A 16,682-nucleotide genomic window follows, 5' to 3' on the forward strand; every position below is an offset into this window, starting at 1 on the left:
GCACGAGAAAGAGCCCCACCCGGATTGCCATCCGACCTCTTCCCTAGTCTAGTGGAGAGGAGGCTGTCAGCGCTCGCGCCAGTCTCTTCTCCCCAGCGGGGAGAAGGTGGCCGCGAAGCGACCGGATGAGGGGCGGGCTCGGCCTCAGACAATGCCACCGCTGCCGCCGGCAACGGCCGGGCGTTCCGCCGCGACCTTGGCGCGGTAGCCTGCCGCCCGGTAAGCGGCGACCGGATCGATGGCGCCGCCGGTGTTCAGCCGCGCCATGGCCAAGATCGGCTCGACATCGGTGCGGTAGGCTGATTTTAGCGTCTGCGTTGCCATCAGCGCGTCATTGCCGTCCTGAAAACCTTCAAGCGCCTTGCGGTCGACCAGCAGCGCCTGCGCGTAGGCGCGCTGCACCTCGACCGCGGACAGCATCAGGCTCTCGATCGGATCGGTGACGTTGTGGCTCTGGTCGAGCATATGGGCCGGATCGAAGCCGTCGGCGCCGGACAGTTCGGCGTCGACCAGTTCGTTGAAGACCAGGAACAGCCGGTAGGGGTCGATCGAACCGGCATCGAGGTCGTCGTCGCCATATTTCGAATCGTTGAAGTGGAAGCCGCCGAGTTTCCTGAACTGGATCAGCCGCGACACGATCATCTCGATGTTGACGTTGGGCGCGTGGTGGCCGAGATCGACCAGGCAGAAGGCCTTGTCGCCGAGTTCCTTGGCAATAATGCAATTGGTGCCCCAATCCTGCACGACGGTGGAATAGAAGGCAGGCTCGTATATCTTGTGTTCGGTGAACAGCTTCCAGTCAGCGGGCAGCCCGACATAAACCTCTTTCATGGCATCGAGATAGCGCTCGAACGCCTTGGCGAAGTTGACCTGGCCGGGGAAGTTCGAGCCGTCGCCGATCCACACCGTCAGCGCCTTGGACCCAAGCGTCTTGCCGATCTCGATGCATTCAAGATTGTGCTCGACCGCTTGCCGGCGCGTTCCGGCGTCGGCATGCGAGAGCGAGCCGAATTTGTAGGACAGCTTTTGGTCCCTGGCGTCGGAGAACGTATTGGAGTTCATGGCGTCGAAGCCGAGGCCGAAACGCGAGGCCGCCTGCTTCAGCCGGTTCGGGTCGGCCTTGTCCCAGGGAATGTGCAGCGACACCGTCGGTGTCGCCTGCGTCAATTGCTTGATGACGGCGCAATCCTCGATCTTGTCGAAGATGTCGCGCGGTTCGCCGGCGCCGGGGAAACGAGCAAAGCGCGTGCCGCCGGTACCGACGCCCCAGGAGGGGATCGCCACCGCGAATTTCTCGACCTTGTCTCGGATCGCGTCGATGGCGATGCCGCGACGGTCGAGCCGTTCGCCGAGCGAGGCGTAGTCACGCTCGAGATCGGCCTTGCGCGCGGCGTTGTTTTTTTCGACGACGTCGGCCGAGATGATGGTTTCGGACACTGCTGTTCCTCCCAGATTTCGTTCGGCTGGCGCTGCCCCTCATCCGCCTGCCGGCACCTTCTCCCTGTGAATGGGGAGAAGGAAGGCCTAGCGCGTAAAGCTCTGCGCGTTGCCGGCGTCGACATTGACGATGTTGCCGGTCGACTTGGCCGACATGTCGGAGGCGAAGAAATAGATCGCTTCGGCAATGTCCTCGGGAAACACCGAGCGCTTCAGCATCGAGCGCGAGCGGTAATGTTCCTCAAGGTCGTCGGTCGACATCTTGTAGGCGGCGGCGCGCTGTTCCTTCCACTCGCCGGACCAGATCTTGGAGCCGCGCAGTACGGCGTCCGGATTGACGACGTTGACCCTGATCTGCGCCTCCGCGCCCTCAAGCGCCAAGCAGCGGGCGAGATGAATCTCGGCGGCCTTGGCGGTGCAATAGGCGGCAGCGTTCGGCGAGGCGGCAAGGCCGTTCTTGGAGGCGACGAAAACGACGTTGCCGCCGATCTTCTGCACCCTGAACAGCCGGAACGCTTCCCGCGAGACCAGGAAATATCCCGTCGACAGGATGTCCATGTTCTTGTTCCACAGCGCCAGCGTCGTGTCCTCGATCGGCGCCGAGGAGGCGAGGCCGGCGTTGGAGACCAGAATATCGATGCCGCCGAACTCGACCGCCGTTTCGGCAAAGCCGGCGACGACCTGATCCTCCGACGTGACGTTGATGACCACGGGGCGGACAAAATCCTTGCCATAGGCCTTGGCCAGTTCGTCGTTGGCGCTGGCAAGTGCTGTCTCGTCGATGTCGGCAAGCACGACGCAGGCGCCTTCGCGCAGCAGCCGGCTCGCCGTGGCGCGGCCGATGCCGCCCGCGCCGCCAGTGACGAGCGCGATCTGGCCGGCAAGAGCCTTGGGCTTCGGCATGCGCTGCAGCTTCAGATCCTCAAGCAGCCAGTATTCGATGTCGAAGGCTTCCTGCGCAGGCAGGCCGACATAGGAGGAGACGGTCGAGGCGCCGCGCATGACGTTGATGGCGTTGACGTAGAACTCCCCTGAAATGCGAGCAGTCGCCTTGTCGCCGGCGAAGGTGAACATGCCGACGCCGGGCATCAGATAGACCACGGCATTGGGATCGCGGATGGCGGGCGAGTCCGCATGCTTGCAGCTGTCATAATAGGCCTGGTAGCCGACGCGGTATTCGGCAATGTCGTCGGCCAGCCGCGCGATGACCGCATCGACATCGGGCTTGGCCGGATCGAACTCGATGACCAGCGGCCGGATCTTGGTGCGCAGGAAATGGTCCGGACATGAGGTGCCGAGTGCCGCCAGCGGGCGCAGATCCCTGGAATTGACGAATTCGAGCACGGCGGCGGAATCGTCGAAATGGCCGAGCTTGTGGCTCTTTTCCGAGATCAGGCCGCGGATTCTCGGCATCAGCTTCGCGGCGATGGCGCGGCGTTCGGCGGCGTCGAGCGACTTTACCGCTTCGCCACCGAAAATGGCGACGCCCTCGGAACGGCGCTCGAACCACTCGATCGCCTGGTTGATCACCGAGATCGTCGTTTCGTAGCATTCCTTCGGGCTTTCGCCCCAGGTGAACAGGCCGTGGCTTTCCAGGATGACGCCCTTGGCGGCTGGATGGTCAAAGCAGAATTTCTCCAGCCACAGGCCGAGTTCGAAGCCCGGCCGCTTCCACGGCAGCCAGCCTATGGCATCGCCGAAGATTTCTTTCGTCAAGGCCTTGGAATCTTTGGCGGCCGCGATGGCGATGATGGCGTCGGGATGCATGTGATCGACATAGGGCTTCGGCACGTAGGCATGCAGCGGCGTGTCGATCGAGGCGGCGCGCGGATTGAGATTGAAGGTGCAATGAGGCAGATAACCCACCATCTCGTCTTCATGCTCGACGCCGCGATAAAGGCCTTTGAGGGCCCGCAATTTGTCCATGTAGAGCGTGGCAAAACCATCAAGCTTGATCGAAGCGCTGTCGCCGCCAGAGCCCTTCACCCACAGCACTTCCACGTCCTGTCCGGTGAGCGGATCCTTTTCCCATATTTTGGAAGAGGTGTTGCCGCCGCCGTAATTGGTGACACGCTTGTCGGAGCCGAGCGTGTTCGAACGATAGACCAGAAGCTCGGGATCGCTCATCCCCCTTGCCTTCGCATCATCCCAAAGATTGGCGAGGCGCGAGCCGGAGCGCTTGTCGAGCATGGGTAATCCTCCCTTGAAGCGCGGACGGTGCGCTCCTCTTTTCGTCGGGAATGTCTACGCAAGGCGGGGCTTTGTCAATCACAAACGATCAACATCAATCATATTGCACTGCACAATGAAATTATATGATCGGAAATGATTGACACTGCGCGATTTCTAATGCCAGATGGCCATGCAGGGAGGAACCATGCACGAAAAAGAGCGCCACAGGATCATTCTGTCCGCCGTCCAGGAAAAGCCTGTGGTGACGGTGCAGGAAATGGTCGACCTGACGGAGTCGTCCGAGGCGACGATCCGGCGCGATATCGCGGCCCTGCACGTGCAAAAGCGACTGCGCCGGGTGCGCGGCGGCGCCGAGGCGATCACGCCGCCACAGTTCATCGGCCTTGCCGGCCGGCCTTTTTCCGTCAACGAGACGCTCAACGCCGCGCAGAAGCGGGCGATAGCGCGGGAAGCGGTGGAGCTCTGCAAGGACGGCGAGCCGATCATCATCAACGGCGGCACCACCACCTTCCAGATGGTGCATTTCCTGACCGGCCGCCGCATGCCGATCTTCACCAATTCCTTCCCGATCGCCGAAAGCCTGCTCAAGCACTCCAAGAACACGGTGATGCTGTCCGGCGGCACCATCTACCGCGAGCAGAACATCATCCTGTCGCCCTTCGACAATGACGTGACGCGCAATTTCTACGCGCGCCGCATGTTCATGGGCGCCCAGGGGCTCGGGCCGCTCGGCCTGATGGAAGGCGATCCGCTGTTGATCCAGGCGGAGCAGAAGTTGATCGACCAGGCCGACGAGCTGGTGGTGCTGGTCGATTCCTCGAAATTCCGCAAACGCTCCAGCCTGATCCTGTGCGGCCTGTCGCGCATCGCCACCGTCATCACCGACGACGGCATCGAGGACCGCGAGGCAAAGATGCTCGAAACAGCGGGGGTAACGCTGATCGTCGCCCGCAAGTCGGCAAAGGAAGAATCTTCGCTGCAAGCCTGAGACACCCTCACGCCCGCAGCGGCGATGGAATGCAACGCTCAAGGGAGGAATATTCGATGAGCTTTCTGAAGAAACTGATGGTTACGGCGGCCTTTTCCGCCGCCATGGTCGTGAATGCCGCCTATGCCGAGAACGTCAAGATCGCGCTGGTGGTGAAATCGCTCGGCAACGGCTTCTTCGACGCCGCCAACAAGGGCGCCGAAGAGGCGGCCAAGGAACTGGGCGATGTCGACATCATCTACACCGGCCCGACCAAGGCGACCGCCGAAGCGCAAATCGAGGTGGTCAATTCACTGATCGCGCAAAAGGTCAACGCTATCGCCATCTCGGCCAATGACGCCGACGCGCTGGTGCCGGTGCTGAAGAAGGCCATGGAGCGCGGCATCACCGTCATCTCCTGGGATTCGGGCGTCGCCAAGGAAGGCCGCCAGCTTCACCTGAACCCGTCCGACACCGGCCTGATCGGCGAGACCATCATCAAGCTCGCCGCCGACTATTTGCCGGAGGGCGGCGACGTCGCCATCCTGTCGGCCTCCTCGACCGCGACCAACCAGAATGCCTGGATCGACGCGGCCAAGAAGGTGCTGCCGGAGAAATTCCCGAAGATCAAGCTCGTCGCCACCGTCTATGGCGACGACGATTCGGCCAAGAGCACCGACGAAGCCAAGGGCCTCTTGAAGTCCTATCCGAACCTGAAGGCGATCATCGCGCCGACCACCGTCGGCGTCGTCGCCGCTGCCCAGGTCGTCACCGATGAGAAGCTGATCGGCAAGGTCAACGTCACCGGCCTCGCGCTGCCGTCGGAGTTCAAGAAGTTCATCGACAACGGCGCTTCACAGGCCGTGGCTCTTTGGAACCCGATCGATCTCGGTTACTCCGCCGTCTACCTCGCCCACGATCTGGCGGTGAAGAAGGAAGAGGCCAAGCCCGGTGCGACGCTGTCGATCGGCCGCGTCGGCAAGGTCACGCTCGACGACACCAATTCGGCTGCGATGGCTCCGCCCTTCCAGTTCGACAAGACCAACATCGAGAAGTTCTCCAAGATCTACTGATCCGGAGCTTCAAGCTGACGCGGCGGGGTTCACGCCCCGCCGCAACTTCAAACGCACCTTGTTTCAGGGCTTGATACGACCATGGACACGACAGCCCAACACGGCACGGTGAAGGACGGGCCCCTGGCCTCCACGCCGCGCCTGACGCTGTCCGGCATCTCGAAGAGCTTTCCCGGCGTGCGCGCGCTGCACAATGTCAGCCTCTCGCTCTATCCGGGCCAAGTGACGGCGCTGATCGGCGAGAACGGCGCCGGCAAGTCGACGCTGGTCAAGATCATGACCGGCATCTACCAGCCCGACGCGGGCACGATCAGCATAGACGGGCAGGACGTCACCCTGCCCAGCGCGCACGCCGCCTTCGGCCACGGCGTTACCGCCATCCATCAGGAAACCGTGCTGTTCGACGATCTGACTGTCGCCGAAAACATCTTTCTCGGCCATGCGCCGCGCACCCGCTTTGGCACCATCGACTGGCGCACCATGCGCAGAAATGCGCGCGAAGTGCTCGACACCATGCATGCCCGCCATATCGACGCCGATGCAAGGCTGAAGGACCTCGGCATTGCCAACAAGCATCTCGTTGCCGTGGCGCGGGCCATGTCGATCGACGCGCGGATCGTCATCATGGACGAACCGACGGCCGCCCTTTCGATGAAGGAGATCGAAGAGCTCTTTTTGCTGATCGAGTTCCTCAAGAGCGAAGGCAAGGCGATCCTGTTCATCAGCCACAAGTTCGACGAGATCTACCGCATCGCCGACCGCTACACCGTGTTCCGCGACGGCGAGATGGTCGGCGAAGGGCTGATCAAGGATGCCGCCCAGAGCCAGATCGTGCGCATGATGGTGGGCCGTGCGGTCGATCACATCTTTCCACAGCGCAAGGCCGAGATCGGCGCGCAGGTGCTGTCGGTCTCCGGCCTGTCGCACCCCACCGAATTCAACGACATCGGTTTCGAACTGCACAAGGGCGAGATTCTCGGCTTCTACGGTCTTGTGGGCGCCGGCCGCAGCGAGGTGATGCAGGCGATTTCAGGGATCACTCGCACCTCCGGCGGCACGATCACGCTGGACGGCAAGTCGATCGTGCCGAAATCGGCGGCGGATTCGATCGAGGCCGGCATCGTCTACGTGCCGGAGGAACGCGGCAAGCAAGGCGTGGTGATCGGCCTGCCCATCTTCCAGAATGTTTCTCTCCCGTCGCTGGCACGCACCTCCAAATCCGGCGTGCTGCGGCTGGCGGAGGAATTTTCGCTCGCCCGCTCCTACACCGAGCGGCTCGACCTCAGGGCCTCCTCGCTCAGCCAGGATGTCGGCACGCTGTCGGGCGGCAACCAGCAGAAGATCGTCATTGCCAAATGGCTGGCGACCACGCCCAAGGTCATCATCCTGGACGAGCCGACCAAGGGCATCGACATCGGCTCCAAGGCCGCCGTGCACGGCTTCATGGCCGAGCTGGTGGCGCAAGGCCTGTCGGTTATCATGGTGTCGTCGGAGCTGCCCGAAATCCTCGGCATGTCCGACCGCGTCGTCGTCATGCGCGAGGGCCTTGTCGCGGCCGTCTACGACAACAACGGACTGGACGCCGAGACGCTGGTCCGGACGGCGGCGGGGATTGCGGCATGAAGGCTTTGCTGAAATATCGCGAAATCTGGTTGCTGGCGGCCATTCTCGTGCTGATCGGGCTGATCTCGACGCGTTTTCCCGCCTTCGCCGACCCCGGCAATTTGCGCCAGGTGTTCAACGACACCTCGATCCTGATGATCCTGGCGCTCGGGCAGATGGTGGTCATCCTGACCCGTTCGATCGACCTGTCGATGGCGTCGAACCTCTGTTTCACCGGCATGGTGGTGGCGATGCTGAACGCCGCTCACCCGGCGATCCCGATCCCGCTGCTGATCGTCATTGCCCTGGTCGTCGGCCTGGTGCTCGGCGCCATCAACGGCCTTCTGGTGTGGCGGCTGAACATCCCCTCGATCGTGGTGACATTGGGCACGCTGACCATCTATCGCGGTGCCACCTTCGTCCTGTCCGGCGGCGCCTGGGTCAATGCCGACAAGATGAGCCCCGAGTTCATCGGCTTCCAACGCGCGGCCTTCCTCGGCATTCCGGTGCTGTCCTGGATCGCCATTCTGGTCATCGCGCTGTTCTTCATCCTGATGACGCGCACCGCGCTCGGCCGCTCGATCTATGCCATCGGCGTCAATCCGACGGCGTCGGTCTATGCCGGCATCGATGTCGGGCGGACGAAATTCATCGTCTTCTGCATCTCCGGCATGATCGGCGGGCTCGCCGGCTATCTCTGGATCTCACGTTACGTGATCGCCTCGGTCGAGGTCGCCAACGGCTATGAGCTCAACATCATCGCCGCCTGCGTCATCGGCGGCATCTCGATTGCCGGCGGCATCGGTTCGGTCGGGGGCGCGGTGTTGGGGGCGCTGTTCCTGGGCATCATCTCCAACGCGCTGCCGGTCATCAACATCTCGCCCTTCTGGCAGATGGCTATTTCGGGCAGCGCCATCATCCTCGCCGTCGTGCTCAACGCGCGCGGCGAACGCCAGCAGGGCCGCATCATCCTGAGAAAAATGGAGGCGGCATGACCGACGTCCCTGCCCCGCGCCATATTCCGGACCGGCTCGACAAGCCGTTTCGTTCGGCGATCTTTTCCTGGGAAGCGCTGCTGGTTGTGGTGGCGCTCGCCATCTTCGCCATAAACAGCTTCGCCTCGCCCTATTTCCTCGACCCCTATTCGCTGTCGGACCTGACCTTCAACTTCACCGAGAAGGGCCTGATCGCCTTCGCCATGGCGCTGCTGATCATTTCGGGCGAGATCGACCTGTCGGTCGCCGCCATCATCGCGCTGGCCTCGACCATGATGGGCATGGCGGTGCAGGCCGGCGCCGGCACGCCAGTGCTGGTGGCGATCGGCATCGTCGTCGGGCTCGGCTGCGGCGCGTTCAACGGCCTGCTGGTGACATGCCTTGGCTTGCCGTCCATCGTCGTCACCATCGGCACGATGAGCCTGTTTCGCGGCATCGCCTTCATCATCCTCGGCGACCAGGCCTACAAGGGTTATCCCGAGAGCTTCGCCTTCTTCGGCCAGGGTTATGTCTGGTGGGTGCTGTCGTTCGAGCTGGTGCTCTTCCTCATCGCCGCCGTCATCTACTGGTTCGCGCTGCACCGCACGAGTTTCGGCCGCCGCGTCTTCGCCATCGGCAACAATCCGGTCGCGGCACAGTTTTCCGGCGTGCGAGTGGGCCGCATCAAGTTCATCCTGTTCTGCCTGACCGGGCTGATGTCCGGCATCGCCTCTGTGCTGATCACCTCCCGGCTCGGTTCGACCCGTCCCTCGATCGCGCAGGGCTATGAGCTGGAAGTCATCACCATGGTGGTGCTTGGCGGCGTCAGCATCCTTGGCGGCGCAGGCAGCATTGTCGGCGTCGTGCTCGCCGCCTTCATCATGGGGCTGGTGACCTTCGGGCTCGGCCTGCTCAACGTGCCCGGCATCGTCATGTCGATCTTCATCGGCCTGCTCCTGATCATCGTCATCGCGCTGCCGATCGTCTGGCGGCGGCTGCGCGGGGGACGCTGATGGCCGAAAAATACGCGTTCAAGATGATGCTCAAGCCCGGCATGAAGGCGGAATACAAGAAGCGTCACGACGAGATATGGCCATCGCTGGTCGCGCTGTTGAAGCAGGCCGGGGTTTCCGACTATTCCATCCATCTCGACGAGGAGACCAACATCCTGTTCGGCGTGCTGTGGCGGCGGGACGACCATGGCATGGCCGACCTGCCGAAGCATCCGGTGATGCAGCGCTGGTGGGCAGACATGGCCGACCTCATGGCGACCAAGCCTGACAATGAGCCGGTGGCCGTGCCCCTGGAAACCATGTTCCACATGGCATGAGTGCCCCGCGCCACATCGCCGTCATCGACATCGGCAAGACCAACGCCAAGGTGGCGCTGGTCGACCTCGCCACGCTGCGCGAGGTCGCGCTGCGCCGAGTGGCTAACGCGCCGGTGCGGCAAGCCCGCTACCCGCATCACGACGTCGAGGCGCTGTGGGCCTTCATCCTCGACAGTCTTGCCGATCTCAACCGCGAACAGACCATCGACGCCGTTTCGATCACTACCCATGGCGCGACGGGCGCTCTGGTTGAGGCCTCCGGCGAGCTGGTGTTGCCCGTGCTCGACTACGAATTCGACGGCCCCGAGGAACTCGCGGCCGAGTATGACGCGATCCGTCCGCCCTTCGCTGAAACCGGCACGCCGCGGCTGCCGCTCGGCCTCAATCTCGGCGCGCAATTCTTCTGGCAGCAGAAGCGCTTTCCGGCGGAATTCGCCAGGACAACGGCGATGTTGATGTATCCGCAATATTGGGCGCTGCGGCTGACCGGCATCGCCGCCAACGAGGTGACCTCGCTCGGCTGCCACACCGATCTGTGGAACCCGTGGAAAGCGGATTTCTCGGCGATGATCGACCGCCTCGGTTGGCGCGCGTTGATGGCGCCGGTGCGGCCGGCAAGGGACCGGCTCGGCCCGCTCCTGCCGGCGCTTGCCGAGCGAACGGGGCTCGATCCGCGGACGCCTGTGTTCTGCGGCCTGCACGATTCCAACGCCTCGCTGTTGCCGCATCTTCTCGCCGACGCGCCGCCTTTCAGCGTCGTCTCGACCGGCACCTGGGTGGTGTCGATGTCGGTCAGCGGCAGATCGGTGGCGCTCGACCCGGCGCGTGATACGCTGGTCAACGTCAACGCGCTGGGCGATCCCGTGCCATCGGCGCGCTTCATGGGCGGCCGCGAATTTTCCGTGCTGACGGATGATCAGCCGGAGAACTGGACCGAAGACGATGTCGGGGCCGTGCTGGCAAAAAGGACGCTGCTGCTGCCATCGACACAACAGGGGTCGGGACCGTTCCCGCATCATGCGGCGGCGTGGCTCAACGCTGACGGCATGAACAGCGGCCAGCGCTTTGCCGCCATCTCTTTCTATCTGGCGCTGATGACGGCGACCTGCCTCGATCTGATCGGCGCCGACGGCCCGACCATTGTCGAAGGCCCTTTCGCCCGCAACCGGCTCTTTGTCGGCATGCTGGCGGCGGCGACCGCCAGAAGCGTCGTCGCCTCCGAAGCCGCGACCGGCACCAGCATCGGTGCCGCGTTGCTGGCATCGGACAAGGCTGAGGCGCATGGCAAGGGCTTGAGACAAGAACCGCCGGTCGACCCCGCCTTGACGGATTATGCAAGCACCTGGCGTGCGGCGGTCGAAGGGCGGGGCTAACTACGGATCCGCTTGCCTAATCTTCATAGACCAGCCCCTGTGGATCGATTTCGGGCTTTCGGCCGGCGACGAGATCGGCGAGGAATTTGCCCGAGCCGCAGGCCATGGTCCATCCGACATGGCCGTGGCCGGTGTCGAGATAGAGATTTTTGTAGCGGGCCCGGCCGATGACCGGCACGGAATTGGGCATCATCGGCCGCAGGCCCGCCCAGAACATGGCCTTCTTCTCGTCGAAGGCGCCAGGGAAAAGATCCTTGCCGGTGCTGATGATGGTGTTGAAGTCAGCGGGCTTGAAGCTTCGGTCAAAGCCGGTGAACTCGGCCGTCGAGGACATCCGCAAGCGGTTGCCCAGCCTGGAATAGCCGATCAGCCGGTCCTCGTCGGCGCCACCCATAGTCGGCCCCTTGCTTTCGTCCTCCAGGGGGATCGTCGCGGTATAGCCTTTCACCGGATAAACCGGCAGGTCGATGCCGTAGCGGCGGCCGAGTAGGCCGCTTTCCGGGCCCATTGCGATGACAACCGCATCGCCGGCCACCGGGCCTGACGAGGTGATGACGGCCCGCACCCTGTCGCCTTCGATATCGAAACCTTCGACCGTGGTGCCGAACCGGAACTCGGCGCCAAGCCTCTCGGTCGCATAGGCGGCGAGCCTGTCGACAAACAGTTTGGAATCGCCAGTCTGGTCAGTGGGCGAATAAACCCCGCCGGCTATCTTGTCCTTCACCCCGGCAAGCCCCGGCTCCAGTTCGACCAGCCGGTCGCGCCCGACGATCTCGATCGGCAAGCCATGCTCGGCAAGATAGCGATAATTGTCGGTCCCGGTGTCGAGACTCTTCTGCGAGCGGAAGAAGTAGAGGATGCCCTTCTTGCGCTCGTCATAGTGGATGCCGGTCGCCTCCGACAGCGCATTGATGCAGTCGCGCGAATAGAGCGCGAGCCGCAGCTTGATGTCGGTGTTGGCGCGCAGGCGCGCCACCGTGCACTGGCGCAGGAAGCGCAGGCTCCAGGCGAGAAAATAGGGATCGAAGCGCAGTCGCACCTTGATGCCGAGATCGTGGTTGTAGAGCCCGCGCAGGAAGGTCTTCAGCGCCGCCGGGGAAGCCCAGGCGGTGGCATCGCCCGGCGACACCAGTCCGGCATTCGACTGGCTGGTGCCCCGCGCCGGCGCCGGATGACGCTCGATGACGGTGACCTCATGGCCGTCGCTCGCCAGATAGTAGGCGGCCGCCGTGCCGACGACGCCGGCCCCGAGCACCGTTATCTTCATGTCGTCCCCCCAAAAAAGGTCGAACCGGGCAGCGCGCTTCCGCACCCTCCGCGAACGCTTCCATAGCGCTTCGCGGAGCGGCTTGCGAGCCCTTGGGAAAACCCGCTCAACCGCGTGCGGAATTCTTCCCCGTCAGGATACGCTCCCAGGCGAGCGCATCTGCAACGATCTGGTCGAGATCGTCGCGTTGCGGCGTCCAGCCGAGTTCCGTCCGGGCGAGATCGGAATTGGCAACCACCGCGGCGGCGTCACCGGGGCGGCGCTCGCCCGTCCTGACCTCGAAATCATGGCCGAAGGCGCGGCGCACGCTCTCGATCACCTCCAGCACCGAGTAGCCGTGGCTGTAGCCGCAATTGGCGACGAGGCTCGCGCCCCCGGCGCGCAGCCGCTCAAGGGCCAGGCGATGCGCCGCGGCCAGGTCGCTGACATGGATATAATCGCGCATGCAGGTGCCGTCGGGCGTCGGATAATCGGTGCCGTACACCTGCATGAACGGCCGCTTGCCGAGCGCCGTCTCGCAAGCGACCTTGATCAGATGCGTGGCGCCCGGCGTCGACTGGCCGGTGCGCCCCCTGGGATCGGCGCCCGCGACGTTGAAATAGCGCAGCGCCGTATAGCGCAGGCCATGCGCGATCGCCGCATCGCGCAGCATCCATTCGCTCATCAGCTTGGAGAGGCCGTAGGGCGATTCCGGCGCCAGGCGGGCATCCTCGCGCACCGGTTCCAGCCCAGCGCCGCCATAGACGGCGGCTGTCGAGGAGAAGATGAAGTTCGGCACGCCCTCGCGCACCGCCGTTTCGATCAGCGTGCGCGTCTTGCAGGTGTTGTTCTCGTAGTAGCCGAGCGGATCGGCGACGGATTCGGGAACGACGATCGAGCCGGCAAAATGGATGATCGCATCGACATTGTTGTCGCGGATGATGGAGCCGACCAATTCCTTGTCGGCGACATCGCCGACGACCAGCTTTGCCTCCGGTGCCACCGCCCATTCGAAACCGGTCGAAAGCCGGTCGAGAACGACCACGCTTTCGCCCGCATCCAGCAATTCCCAGACCATATGGCTGCCGATATAACCGGCGCCGCCCGTCACCAAAACCGTCATTCCGCGTCCTCGCATTCAAGATCTATCGGAAACTGTCTCAATACCGCTCTACTGGAAAGCCCGCCCCATGACCAATAAAACCCTGCGTAACCGACTTGGCCGGCATATGGCATCATGTCGAAACAAAAGCGCCCTACAGGCCGTTATCGCCAGGAAATAGGCCATGATCCGCCCCTCGTTAGGAACAGGTGCGGGGCGTGGCATTTTGACCAAAACGGGCCGGTGGACGGCCAATCGGGCAATGATTATGATCCAGCGCAAAACTGGGAAGCCGACATGAATTATCAGCGGTTCTTCGAGGACGCGATCGACCAGCTCCATGCGGAACGACGCTACCGCGTCTTTGCCGACCTCGAGCGCATAGCGGGCAAATTTCCGCGTGCCATCTGGCGCGCCAACGGCCGCGCAGAGGAAATCACCGTCTGGTGCTCCAACGACTATCTCGGCATGGGCCAGCACCCGGATGTCATCGCAGCGTTTCAGAACGCGGCGGGCCGGATGGGTTCGGGCGCCGGCGGCACCCGCAACATCTCCGGCACCAGCAATCCGCTGGTCGAACTCGAGCATGAGCTCGCCGACCTGCACGACAAGGAAGCCGCGCTGGTCTTCACCTCCGGTTTTGTCTCCAACGAGGCCTCGATCTCGACCATCGCGCGGCTTTTGCCCAACTGCCTGATCATCTCGGACGAGTTGAACCATGCCTCGATGATCGAAGGCGTGCGGCGCTCGGGCGCGGAAAAGAAGATTTTTCGCCACAACGATGTCGCGCACCTGGAAAGCCTGCTGCAGGCGGCGGGCCGCGAACGCGCCAAGCTGATCGTGTTCGAGAGCGTCTATTCGATGGATGGCGATATCGCGCCGATCAGAGAGATCGTCGACCTCGCCGAGCGCTATAACGCCATGACCTATATCGACGAGGTCCACGCCGTGGGCATGTATGGTCCGCGCGGCGGCGGCATCACCGAGCGGGAAGGCCTCGCCGACCGCATCGACATCATCGAGGGCACGCTCGCCAAGGCTTTCGGCACGCTGGGCGGCTACATCACCGGCAGGAGCGCTGTCATCGACGCCGTGCGCTCCTATGCGCCGGGCTTCATCTTCACCACCGCGCTGCCGCCGGCCATCGCCGCCGCTGCCACTACCTCGATCCGTCATCTCAAGCGCTCGCAGGCCGAGCGTGACGCCCAGCAGCAGCAGGCGACGCGGACCAAGCAGATCCTCTCCGCCGCCGGCCTCCCGGTGATGGAATCGGCGACCCACATCGTGCCAGTGCTGGTTGGCGACCCCGAGCTTTGCAAGATGGCAAGCGACCGGCTGCTCGGCGTGCACGGCATCTACATCCAGCCGATCAACTATCCGACCGTGCCGCGCGGCACGGAGCGGCTGCGCATCACGCCGACGCCGTTCCATTCGGATGCGCTGATCGCCGAGCTGCAGGACGCCCTGGTCGAGACCTGGGACGCGCTCGGCATTTCCTATGGTTCAGCAGGACGACCTTCCGTGGCCAAGACCGACCGGATCATTCCCCTGCTGGTGCCCAAGTCAGGCGGCTGAAGCCGTTTGAAACTCCACTCCGGCGGCCGTCTGGCGCGCCGGAGCGACTTTCAATTCGGGCTTCGTCAACCTCTCAAACAGCCGTCATCCACTTCGCCAGCCGGTGCGCCGCCTCCTCGAGCTGGTCGAGGCGGCGGTGGAAGCACAGCCTGAGGAAGGCTTCGCCGCCCGGGCCGAAGGCCGTGCCCGGCGCCAGGCCGACATTGGCCTTGTCGACGATCTCGAAGGCGGCGCTGCGCGAATCGGTGATGCCGTCCACCCTGAAGAACAGATAGAAAGCACCTTGCGGCACAGTGAACCGGGCGCGGTCGGTGGCGCCGAGAATGCCGCAGACCAGATCGCGCGCCTTTCTTGCCCTCTCCACCTGTCCGGCGACGAAGACATCGCCTTCATCGAGCGCCGCGACCGCGCCGCGCTGCATGAACTGGGCGACACCTGAATTCGAATACTGGATCAGGTTCTCGAACACCTGCTGCAAGCTCGGATGGGTCTTGATCCAGCCGACGCGCCAGCCGGTCATCGCCCAGTTCTTGGAGAAGCTGTTCACGAACAGGATGCGGTCCTCTGCGGTCGCGATGTCGAGGAAGGACGGCGCGCGGCCTTGGCCATAGTGGAACAGCGAATAGATCTCGTCGGCGATGATCCAAAGGCCATTTGCCCGGGCGAGATCGAGAATGGCGCGCAAAGTCTCATGGTCGGCGGTCCAGCCGGTCGGATTGGACGGCGTGTTGACGAACAGCGCCCTGGTCCTGGGCGTGATGGCGGCCGCGATCTTCTCGACGTCGCACGACCAGCCATTGCCGGATTGATCGAGCGTGACCGGCACCGGCACTGCACCGGCGATGGCGGCGGCGGCGTCGAAATTCGGCCAGGCGGGCGACAGATAGATCACCTCGTCGCCGGCACCGGCGAGCGCGTCGAGCGCAAGCTGGATCGCATGCATGCCCGAGCCGGTGACGATGAATTCGTCCTCGGCGAAGTGTTTGCCGAAATGCCTCTGGTAATAGCGGGCAAGCGCCTGCCTGAGATCGGGGATGCCCCTCTGCCAGGTGTAGAACGTCTCGCCACCGGCCAGCGCCTTCGACGCGGCATCGGTGATGAAGGACGGCGTCGGCAGATCGCCCTCGCCGGCCCAGAGCGGGATCAAGCCGTCGCGCAGCCTGCCATAGTTGACGACGGCGACGATACCGCTTTCAGGCGCAGCCAGGGCCTCGGGGCGCAGGTTCTGGATCAGGGTCATGGGCAGGTCCGTTCGAACAGGGATAGCATGCCGGCTGTTCTACTACGGGCGAAAGCAAAAAACCCCGGCCGTGAACGACCGGGGTTTTGGTCCAGAAAAACCTGATGTCTTTATCTCCTGGCGAGCAGATCGCGGATTTCGGTCAGAAGCTGCACATCGGCAGGCGGCGGCGCGGCGGCAGGCGCGGGCTTTTCGGCCTCCAGGCGCCTGCGCAGGTTGTTCACCGCCTTGACCATCAAGAAGATGATGAATGCGAGGATGAGAAAGTTCAGCACGACGGTGATGAAGCTGCCATAGGCGAAGACGGCGCCCTCTTTCTTTGCCTCCGCCAGCGTGCCCGAGTGGACGTTCGAGGACAGTCCGAAGAAGTAGTTGTTGAAGTCCAACCCACCGAAAATCGCGCCCACGATCGGCATGATGATGTCGTTGACAAGGGAATCGACGATCCTGCCGAAAGCAGCGCCGATGATGACGCCGACGGCCAGGTCCATCACATTGCCCTTGGAAATGAATTCCTGGAATTCTTTCAGCATTTCGACCCTCCTTGCCATGATCGGCCGCATTCTCCAG

Annotated in this window: 14 protein-coding genes; 8 read left to right on the forward strand and 6 right to left on the reverse strand. The window is 63.4% G+C overall.

The window, feature by feature from the left end:
- Nucleotides 1-144: 144 nt before the first annotated feature.
- Nucleotides 145-1,437 carry an L-rhamnose catabolism isomerase gene (gene rhaI, locus FJ426_RS00585; RefSeq protein WP_140560849.1) on the reverse strand — a complete coding sequence of 431 codons (1,293 nt, stop codon included), beginning with the start codon at nt 1,435-1,437 and terminating at the stop codon, nt 145-147.
- An 87-nt stretch (nt 1,438-1,524) separates the two neighbouring features.
- The gene (locus tag FJ426_RS00590; protein ID WP_140560850.1) at nt 1,525-3,627 is read right to left on the reverse strand and encodes a bifunctional rhamnulose-1-phosphate aldolase/short-chain dehydrogenase; all 2,103 of its coding nucleotides are present in this window, start codon (nt 3,625-3,627) and stop codon (nt 1,525-1,527) included.
- Between the two features lie 187 nt (nt 3,628-3,814).
- Between FJ426_RS00590 and FJ426_RS00595 the strand changes: the two genes are divergently transcribed.
- From FJ426_RS00595 to FJ426_RS00625, 7 genes are all read left to right on the forward strand, one after another.
- Complete coding sequence (locus tag FJ426_RS00595; RefSeq protein WP_140496559.1) at nt 3,815-4,618, forward strand: DeoR/GlpR family DNA-binding transcription regulator; 804 nt, start codon at nt 3,815-3,817, stop codon at nt 4,616-4,618.
- A gap of 56 nt (nt 4,619-4,674) precedes the next feature.
- A complete protein-coding gene (rhaS, locus tag FJ426_RS00600) occupies nt 4,675-5,670 on the forward strand; it encodes a rhamnose ABC transporter substrate-binding protein (protein ID WP_140496561.1) in 996 nt (331 codons plus the stop codon).
- Nucleotides 5,671-5,751: 81 nt separating this feature from the next.
- On the forward strand, nt 5,752-7,293 hold the full coding sequence (locus FJ426_RS00605; RefSeq protein ID WP_140560851.1) for a sugar ABC transporter ATP-binding protein: 1,542 nt from the start codon (nt 5,752-5,754) through the stop codon (nt 7,291-7,293).
- On the forward strand, nt 7,290-8,267 hold the full coding sequence (locus FJ426_RS00610) for an ABC transporter permease (RefSeq protein WP_140560852.1): 978 nt from the start codon (nt 7,290-7,292) through the stop codon (nt 8,265-8,267). The genes FJ426_RS00605 and FJ426_RS00610 overlap by 4 nt, the downstream gene beginning before the upstream one ends.
- Complete coding sequence (locus FJ426_RS00615; RefSeq protein ID WP_140560853.1) at nt 8,264-9,259, forward strand: ABC transporter permease; 996 nt, start codon at nt 8,264-8,266, stop codon at nt 9,257-9,259. Before FJ426_RS00610 ends, FJ426_RS00615 begins: the two co-directional genes overlap by 4 nt.
- Nucleotides 9,259-9,576, forward strand: a complete 318-nt coding sequence (gene rhaM / locus FJ426_RS00620) for an L-rhamnose mutarotase (RefSeq protein WP_140560854.1) — start codon at nt 9,259-9,261, stop codon at nt 9,574-9,576. The genes FJ426_RS00615 and rhaM overlap by 1 nt, the downstream gene beginning before the upstream one ends.
- Complete coding sequence (locus FJ426_RS00625) at nt 9,573-10,949, forward strand: FGGY-family carbohydrate kinase (RefSeq protein WP_140560855.1); 1,377 nt, start codon at nt 9,573-9,575, stop codon at nt 10,947-10,949. The genes rhaM and FJ426_RS00625 overlap by 4 nt, the downstream gene beginning before the upstream one ends.
- A 16-nt stretch (nt 10,950-10,965) precedes the next feature.
- Here the strand turns inward: FJ426_RS00625 and FJ426_RS00630 are convergent, their stop codons facing one another.
- Both FJ426_RS00630 and galE read right to left on the reverse strand, forming a co-directional pair.
- Nucleotides 10,966-12,216: a D-amino acid dehydrogenase gene (locus FJ426_RS00630; RefSeq protein ID WP_140496573.1), complete on the reverse strand. Its 1,251-nt coding sequence runs from the start codon at nt 12,214-12,216 to the stop codon at nt 10,966-10,968.
- 106 nt (nt 12,217-12,322) lie between these two features.
- A complete protein-coding gene (gene galE / locus FJ426_RS00635; protein ID WP_140496575.1) occupies nt 12,323-13,318 on the reverse strand; it encodes a UDP-glucose 4-epimerase GalE in 996 nt (331 codons plus the stop codon).
- 276 nt (nt 13,319-13,594) lie between these two features.
- Here galE and hemA point away from each other — a divergent pair, with 276 nt between their 5' ends.
- Nucleotides 13,595-14,872, forward strand: a complete 1,278-nt coding sequence (gene hemA, locus FJ426_RS00640; protein ID WP_140560857.1) for a 5-aminolevulinate synthase — start codon at nt 13,595-13,597, stop codon at nt 14,870-14,872.
- A 73-nt stretch (nt 14,873-14,945) separates the two neighbouring features.
- On the opposite strand, the gene FJ426_RS00645 is transcribed toward hemA, so the two are convergent.
- The gene (locus FJ426_RS00645; protein ID WP_140560858.1) at nt 14,946-16,112 is read right to left on the reverse strand and encodes a pyridoxal phosphate-dependent aminotransferase; all 1,167 of its coding nucleotides are present in this window, start codon (nt 16,110-16,112) and stop codon (nt 14,946-14,948) included.
- A 110-nt stretch (nt 16,113-16,222) separates the two neighbouring features.
- Nucleotides 16,223-16,645 carry a large conductance mechanosensitive channel protein MscL gene (gene mscL / locus FJ426_RS00650; RefSeq protein ID WP_140496583.1) on the reverse strand — a complete coding sequence of 141 codons (423 nt, stop codon included), beginning with the start codon at nt 16,643-16,645 and terminating at the stop codon, nt 16,223-16,225.
- Nucleotides 16,646-16,682: the final 37 nt, after the last annotated feature.

It is taken from the genome of Mesorhizobium sp. B2-6-4 (genome assembly GCF_006441495.1).
In the GTDB taxonomy this organism is placed as follows: domain Bacteria; phylum Pseudomonadota; class Alphaproteobacteria; order Rhizobiales; family Rhizobiaceae; genus Mesorhizobium.

What these genes read in the sequence shown, in the direction of transcription:
- FJ426_RS00590 (WP_140560850.1), bottom strand. Translation starts at nt 3,627, where the DNA reads ATGCTCGACAAGCGCTCCGGCTCGCGCCTCGCCAATCTTTGGGATGAT.
- FJ426_RS00595 (WP_140496559.1), top strand. Translation starts at nt 3,815, where the DNA reads ATGCACGAAAAAGAGCGCCACAGGATCATTCTGTCCGCCGTCCAGGAA.
- rhaS (WP_140496561.1), top strand. Translation starts at nt 4,675, where the DNA reads ATGAGCTTTCTGAAGAAACTGATGGTTACGGCGGCCTTTTCCGCCGCC.
- FJ426_RS00605 (WP_140560851.1), top strand. Translation starts at nt 5,752, where the DNA reads ATGGACACGACAGCCCAACACGGCACGGTGAAGGACGGGCCCCTGGCC.
- FJ426_RS00610 (WP_140560852.1), top strand. Translation starts at nt 7,290, where the DNA reads ATGAAGGCTTTGCTGAAATATCGCGAAATCTGGTTGCTGGCGGCCATT.
- FJ426_RS00615 (WP_140560853.1), top strand. Translation starts at nt 8,264, where the DNA reads ATGACCGACGTCCCTGCCCCGCGCCATATTCCGGACCGGCTCGACAAG.
- rhaM (WP_140560854.1), top strand. Translation starts at nt 9,259, where the DNA reads ATGGCCGAAAAATACGCGTTCAAGATGATGCTCAAGCCCGGCATGAAG.
- FJ426_RS00625 (WP_140560855.1), top strand. Translation starts at nt 9,573, where the DNA reads ATGAGTGCCCCGCGCCACATCGCCGTCATCGACATCGGCAAGACCAAC.
- FJ426_RS00630 (WP_140496573.1), bottom strand. Translation starts at nt 12,216, where the DNA reads ATGAAGATAACGGTGCTCGGGGCCGGCGTCGTCGGCACGGCGGCCGCC.
- galE (WP_140496575.1), bottom strand. Translation starts at nt 13,318, where the DNA reads ATGACGGTTTTGGTGACGGGCGGCGCCGGTTATATCGGCAGCCATATG.
- hemA (WP_140560857.1), top strand. Translation starts at nt 13,595, where the DNA reads ATGAATTATCAGCGGTTCTTCGAGGACGCGATCGACCAGCTCCATGCG.
- FJ426_RS00645 (WP_140560858.1), bottom strand. Translation starts at nt 16,112, where the DNA reads ATGACCCTGATCCAGAACCTGCGCCCCGAGGCCCTGGCTGCGCCTGAA.
- mscL (WP_140496583.1), bottom strand. Translation starts at nt 16,645, where the DNA reads ATGCTGAAAGAATTCCAGGAATTCATTTCCAAGGGCAATGTGATGGAC.